Consider the following 4,870-nt stretch of genomic DNA (forward strand, 5'->3'; position numbering starts at 1 on the left):
ACCCTCCGCTCCCCCCTGAGCCGGCCAGCATAGGACGGTTGACACAGTGCCTCAATTCACCGCGAAACTTGCGAGTGTCCCGTTATCGGCCAGTTCCGTTTCTTTGCAAACGATTGTTGCGCTTTACGGCGAGACCGGTAGGATGGCGGCCAAATCCGCGAAAGACGGGTTTTCCCCGACAGAGGATCGTTCCGGATGCGCAAACCCAAGCCTCATCTGCCACTCGCCCGCATATTGGAGATGAATCTGGGCTTTTTCGGCCTGCAATTCTCCTTCGGTCTGCAACAGGGCAACATGGCCCCGATCTACAGCTATCTGGGGGCCGAGGAGGCGACGCTGCCCCTGTTGCTGCTGGCCGGGCCGATCACGGGGCTGGTGGTACAGCCGATCATCGGCGCGATGAGCGACCGGACGGACAGCCGGTTCGGGCGACGCACCCCCTATTTCCTGTTCGGCGCCATGCTGTGCGCGCTCGGCCTGTTCTTCATGCCGCTCAGCTCGTCGCTGGTCATGGCTGCATCGCTGCTGTGGATTCTGGATGCCGGCAACAACATCACCATGGAGCCTTACCGGGCCTATGTCGCCGACCGGCTGGACGAGCCGCAGCACGGACTGGGATTCCTGACGCAGAGCGCGTTCACGGGGCTTGCACAGATGCTCGCCTTCCTCACCCCCTCCATCCTCGTCTTCTTCGGCATGAACCAGGACTGGGTGGACGCGCACAACATCCCCTACACGGCGCGGGTGACGTTCATGGCGGGCGCGGCGCTGTCGCTGGCGACGATCGCCTGGTCGATCTGGCGCGTTCCCGAACTGCCGCTGGCGGCCGAGGAAAAGGCCCGCATCGCCACCCAGTCCAAATCGCCCGGCGCGGTGCTGGCGGAGATCGGTACCGCGATCCGCGACATGCCCGTCGCCATGCGCAAGCTGGCGCTGATGAGCCTGTTTCAATGGTATGCGATGGGCGGATATTGGGCGTACATCATCTATGCCATCGGCCGCTCGGTCTATGGCACCGCGCAGGCCAATTCGTCGGGCTTCCACTCCGCCGTGCTGACCAATGGCGAGATGGCGGCCTTTTACAACGGCATCGCCTTTATCGCTGCCTTTGCCATGGTGCCGCTCGCCAAACGGATCGGCGCCGCCTCGCTCCACGCCGCCTGTCTGGTGCTCGCCGGGATCGGCATGCTGTGGCTGCCGCATATCGAGACAAAGGCGCTGTTGTTCGTCCCCGCCATCGGTGTCGGGCTGGGCTGGGCCAGCATCATGGGCAATCCGTACGTGATCCTGGCCGGATCGATCCCACCGGAGCGCAACGGCGTCTATATGGGCATTTTCAACATGATGATCGTCATTCCCATGCTGCTGTTCGCGGCCACCATGCCCTTTGCCTATCAGCCGCTGCTGGGTGGTGATCCCCGCCACGTCCTCACGCTGTGCGGGGTGTTGATGTTCGCCGCCGCCGCCGCCGTCTTCTCGGTGCGCGAACGCAACGCCGCCGGCCTGCCCGTGGGCGCGACCGCGGCATGAGCAGGATCGCGTTGCACGGCACGATGACGAGCGTGGTGCTGGAACGCCGCGACGACGGTGTGCCCCTGTGGCGCTGGTGGGGCGGCCGGCTGAACCCGGAAACGTTGCCCGCGCTTGCCGACCTGCGCCCGGCCGCATCCTTTTCACTCGACGTCGACCAGCCGCTGGCGCTGGTCCCGGCCTATGGCGCCGGCTGGTTGGGCCCCGCCGCCTTGCGCGCCCATCGGGGTGGCCGCCATTTCGCCCACCGCTTCACAACCGATACGGTCGACACCACCACGGATGCGGTCACGGTGCGGTTGCGCGACGATGCCGCCGGCCTGACGCTGGTGCAGCACATTGCGATGGCCGGCGACATGCTGACCCTGTCCGCCACGCTGACCAACATGGGTGACACGCCGCTGAGCATCGACGGGCTGGCGAGCGGCACTCTGCCCCTGCCGCACGACTGCACCGCGATCCGCCACTTCACCGGCCGCCACAATGGCGAATTCGTCGAAGCGGTCGAACCGATGCCGGCGCAAGGCTGGACCCGCGAAAGCCGCCGCGGCCTGACCGGTCATGCCGGCCCGCCGGGCCTGTTCGTGGAGGGACCGGGGGCGACCCGCCACGCCGGGCGCGTCCATGCCGCGCAACTCGCATGGTCCGGCAATCACCGCCTGCTGGTCGAGCGTGACGACGAGGGCTTCTGGGTCCTGCAGATGGGCATGGCGCTGGCGCCGGGCGAACTGACGCTGGCGCCGGGCGAAAGCGTCACCACACCGGACCTGCTGGCGACCTGCTCCACCGAAGGACTGAACGGCGCGGTGCAGGCCTTTCACGCCGCGATCCGCGCACGGGCACCATGGCCCGCCGATGGCATGCGCCCCCGCCCGGTACACATCAACAGTTGGGAAGGCTTCTATTTCGACCATGACGAGGCGGCGCTGAAGGCACTCGCCACCCGCGCCGCCGGTCTGGGGGTCGAACGCTTCGTGCTGGACGACGGCTGGTTCCGCGGACGCGACGACGACACCGCAGCCCTTGGCGACTGGGAACCGGACGCACGCAAATATCCGAACGGACTGGCGCCGCTGGCGACCCATGTCATCGATCTGGGCATGGAATTCGGCCTTTGGGTCGAACCGGAAATGATCAATCCCGACAGTGACCTGTACCGCGACCATCCCGATTGGGTGCTGGCGGCGGACGGCGTGCCGCGCATCACCTCACGCAACCAGCTCGTCCTCGATCTGGGGCGAGCCGAGGTGCGCGACCATCTGTTCGCGCGGCTGGACGCGCTGCTGACCGAACTGCCGATCGCCTATCTGAAATGGGATCATAATCGCGATCTGGCGCCTGCCGCCGGCGCGGACGGCCGCGCCGGCTATGTGGCGCAGGTGCGCGGTGTCTACGATCTGCTCGACCGGCTGGGGACGGCGCATCCGACCGTGGAGATCGAGTCGTGCGCCGGGGGCGGCGGGCGGATCGATGCCGGCGTCGCGGCGCGCACGCATCGCTTCTGGACCAGCGACTGCATCGATGCGGTATCGCGCGTGTCGATGCAGCGCGGCTTCCTGATGTTCATGCCGCCCGAGATGATGGGCGCGCATGTCGGCGCCGCGCCCGCCCATTCCACCGGCCGCGCACAGGGCATGGCGTTCCGCGCGGCCGTCGCGCTGCCTGGTCATTTCGGCGTGGAGCTGGACCCGGCCGACATGGCCGCGGAGGAAGCGGACGTGCTGGCCGCCGGCATCGCCCGCTACAAGGGCTTGCGCGACCGGCTGCACAGCGGGCGGGTATGGCTGGGCGAAGGCCCCGACGGGCTGGTCTGGCAGGCGCACGGGCAACCGGACGACCTGATCCTGCACGTCACCCGCGTCGCGCCCACCACGCTGCGCCGCCCGCCGCCGGTCGTGCTGCCGATGCTGGCGGGCGCCGGTGAGCTGCGCGTCGAGCTCCTGGAGATCGCCACCGTGCCCGGCCACCCCGCGCCCGATGCCCCGCTGTTCGCGGCGATGCGCAGCGGCGGCGTCGTGATCGGCGGCGACGCGCTCGCCACCGCCGGCCTGCCCATGCCGCCGATGAAGGGGGAAAGCGTCGCGCTGTTCCGCCTTTCCCGTTCCTCCTGATCGTCACTCCTTCCATTCCAGGACCATCGTTGATGCCGTTACTCGACCCTCTCCCCTCCCACTGGTCCACCCGGGCTGTGGCCGGCATCCCGGCGCAGATGCCGCAAGCATCGCTGCCCGTGTTCAGCGCTGCGGATGTGGTGCCGATCGCGCCGGGGCTGGACCTGTGGGACATGTGGCAGATCCAGCGGGCCGACGGCTCGACGGTGATCGTGGACGGCCGCAGCTTCTGGTTCTTCCTGGCGACCGAGCGCTTTCCCGATCCCGACATGCGCCATGACGCGGCCCGCATCCGCCTGACCAGCCACGGCGCCGATGGCTGGCGCGATCATGGCTGGACGTTTGAACCCGGCTTCACACCCGGCAGCCGCGAATGGTCCGGCTGCGCGGTACTGGGCGACGATGGCGAGACGCTCACCCAGTATTTCACCGCCTCCGGCCGCCCCGGCGGCCCGCGCACCTTCGAGCAGCGCCTGTTCGAGACGACGGGCCGCTTCACGGTGGATGCCACCGGTCCGCACACCGGCAGATGGCGCGAACCGGTCGAATCGGTCGCCGCCGACGGGGCCACCTACCGCATCGCCGATCAGCGCGAGGCGGTGGACGACCGGATCAAGGGTTTCCGCGATCCCGGCTATTTCCGCGACCCCGCCGATGGCGCCGAATATCTCCTGTTCGTCGGCTCGGCCGGCTGGGTGGACGATGTGCATGACGGCGTGATCGGCGCCGCGCGGCGCGAGGGTGATCGCTGGATGCTGATCGCGCCGCCGGTCGAGGCGATCGGCACCAACAGCGAGCTTGAGCGCCCGCACATCATCCATCACGACGGGCGCTATTACCTGTTCTGGTCGACGCAAGGAAAACGCTTCGCCCCCGGCGTGCCGGGCGTCACCGGGCTCTACGCGATGGTCGCGGACTCGATGGCAGGGCCATGGCGGCCGGTGAACGGCACCGGGCTGGTCGCGGCGAACCCGGCGGCCGAGCCGTACCAGGCCTATTGCTGGTGGGTGACCGGCGAGCTGGACGTGATCAGCTTCGTCGATGCCTGGGGACTACAGGGCCGCGACCCCGCCGACCCCACGCTGCGCCGCGCGCAGTTTGGCGGGACGGCGGCGCCGTTCTTCCGCTTGGCCGTCGACGGCGACCGGGTGACGATCTCGCCCTCTCCCCTCTGAGGAGCATCAGGTAAACAGCGCGGGGCGCTGTTTACCTGATGCTCCTCAGAGGGG

Annotated in this window: 3 protein-coding genes; all 3 read left to right on the forward strand. The window is 68.3% G+C overall.

Going from position 1 to position 4,870, the window contains the following annotated elements; genetic code table 11:
* Positions 1-195 precede the first annotated feature (195 nt).
* The 3 genes from Q0U08_RS17760 to Q0U08_RS17770 are packed head-to-tail and all read left to right on the forward strand — an operon-like array spanning position 196 to position 4,816.
* Positions 196-1,530, forward strand: a complete 1,335-nt coding sequence (locus Q0U08_RS17760) for an MFS transporter (protein WP_298092972.1) — start codon at positions 196-198, stop codon at positions 1,528-1,530.
* Positions 1,527-3,641 carry an alpha-galactosidase gene (locus Q0U08_RS17765; RefSeq protein ID WP_298092973.1) on the forward strand — a complete coding sequence of 705 codons (2,115 nt, stop codon included), beginning with the start codon at positions 1,527-1,529 and terminating at the stop codon, positions 3,639-3,641. Before Q0U08_RS17760 ends, Q0U08_RS17765 begins: the two co-directional genes overlap by 4 nt.
* Positions 3,642-3,673: 32 nt before the next feature.
* The gene (locus tag Q0U08_RS17770; protein ID WP_298092974.1) at positions 3,674-4,816 is read left to right on the forward strand and encodes a glycoside hydrolase family 68 protein; all 1,143 of its coding nucleotides are present in this window, start codon (positions 3,674-3,676) and stop codon (positions 4,814-4,816) included.
* Positions 4,817-4,870: the final 54 nt, after the last annotated feature.

Origin of the sequence: uncultured Sphingomonas sp. (assembly GCF_946477935.1) — a bacterium.
Taxonomy (GTDB): Bacteria; Pseudomonadota; Alphaproteobacteria; order Sphingomonadales; family Sphingomonadaceae; genus Sphingomonas.

What these genes read in the sequence shown, in the direction of transcription:
- Q0U08_RS17765 (WP_298092973.1), top strand. Translation starts at nt 1,527, where the DNA reads ATGAGCAGGATCGCGTTGCACGGCACGATGACGAGCGTGGTGCTGGAA.
- Q0U08_RS17760 (WP_298092972.1), top strand. Translation starts at nt 196, where the DNA reads ATGCGCAAACCCAAGCCTCATCTGCCACTCGCCCGCATATTGGAGATG.
- Q0U08_RS17770 (WP_298092974.1), top strand. Translation starts at nt 3,674, where the DNA reads ATGCCGTTACTCGACCCTCTCCCCTCCCACTGGTCCACCCGGGCTGTG.